1 protein-coding gene is annotated in these 1,421 nt (G+C 73.8%); it reads left to right on the forward strand.

All coding sequences use genetic code 11. The features are described from left to right. Nucleotides 1-119: 119 nt before the first annotated feature. Nucleotides 120-1,421: FtsW/RodA/SpoVE family cell cycle protein (locus EYA84_RS31840; protein WP_131057855.1), on the forward strand; the 1,302-nt coding region annotated here is incomplete at its 3' end.

Genomic DNA, 1,421 nt, shown 5'->3' on the forward strand with positions numbered 1-1,421 from the left:
GATCGGGAGCGGCCGGTGGCACGCGCGCGGCCGGGGCCGCGACAGCCGGGGCGGGTACCGGTCGTGCCGGCGGGTCCGGTGCGTCCGGCGAGACGCCGGGTGGTGGGCCGTGGCGTGGCCTGGACGCGGTGGGCGGACTCGCCGCGCTGCGGGGTCTGCTCTCCCGGCCGCTGGCCTCCTACCACCTGCTGCTCGCCAGCGCCGGACTGCTGCTGCTGATCGGCCTGACCATGGTCTTCTCGGCCACCAGCGTGCGCGACTACGCGCAGGGCGGCAGCGCCTCGACGTCGCTGACCAGGCAGGCGATCTTCGCGGTGATCGGCATCGTGGTGTTCTGGGCCTGCCAGCGGCTGCCCGCCAGCACCTACCGGTCGCTGGGTCGGCCGGCGCTGGCCGTCTCGGTGGCACTGCTGGTGGTGCTGAACCTGCTGGAGGCGTACGGGCGGTTGACCGACGGCGAGCCCCGGATCGGCCCGCTGGAGGCCGATCTGCTCTGGCTGTACGTGTTCGGGTTCGGCCTGCAACCCTCCGAGCTGGCGAAGTTCGCCCTGGTGCTGTGGGGGGCGTACGTGTTGGCCCGCAAGGGCGCGGCGCTGGGCTGGTGGCGGGAGCTGGCCACCCCGCTGTTCCCGGTGGTGGCCCTGATGTTCGTCCTGGTCGGCTACAACGACCTGGGCAGTATGCTCTGCCTGTTGGCCCTGGTGGTCGGCCTGCTCTGGGCGGCCGGGGTGCGGTTGCGGATCTTCGCCGCGCTCGGCGCGATCGGCCTGGCCGGCATCGGCCTGTTGGTCGCGGTGGCCTCGCTCGGCGCCGGCTCCGGCGTACGCGGTGAGGAGAACTACCGGCTCGCCCGGCTCACCGTCTTCTTCAACCCGCCGCCGCTGGACGACTGCCGCGACGCGCTCTGCTACCAGATGGTCCAGGCGCGCTACGCCATCGCCAACGGCGGCTGGTTCGGCACCGGGCTGGGGCAGGGGCGCACCAAGTGGGCCTGGTTGCCGGCGGCCGAGAACGACTTCATCTTCGCGGTCATCGCCGAGGAACTCGGGGTGGTCGGCTGCGCGGTGGTGGTGGTGCTGTTCGCCGTCCTCGCCTACACCGGCCTGCGGATCGCCCGCCGCGTGGACGACCCGTTCCGCCGGCTGGCCGCCGCCGGGGCCACCGCGTGGCTGGTCGGCCAGGCGTTCATCAACATGGGTGGAGTGATCGGCCTGCTGCCGCTGACCGGTGTGCCGCTGCCGTTCATCTCCGACGGCGGCAGCGCCCTGGTCGTCACGCTCGCGGCGGTCGGCATGCTGGCCTCGTTCGCCCGGGCGGAACCCGATGCGGCCCGGGCCCTGCATGCCCGTCCGCCGGCCCGGTGGGTCCGACTAGTGTGGGCTCCGTTGCCGCCGCTTCCCGGCCGACGCCGCCGCGCGGCG

The sequence above is a fragment of the Verrucosispora sp. SN26_14.1 genome (assembly GCF_004307965.1).
GTDB lineage: Bacteria > Actinomycetota > Actinomycetes > Mycobacteriales > Micromonosporaceae > Micromonospora.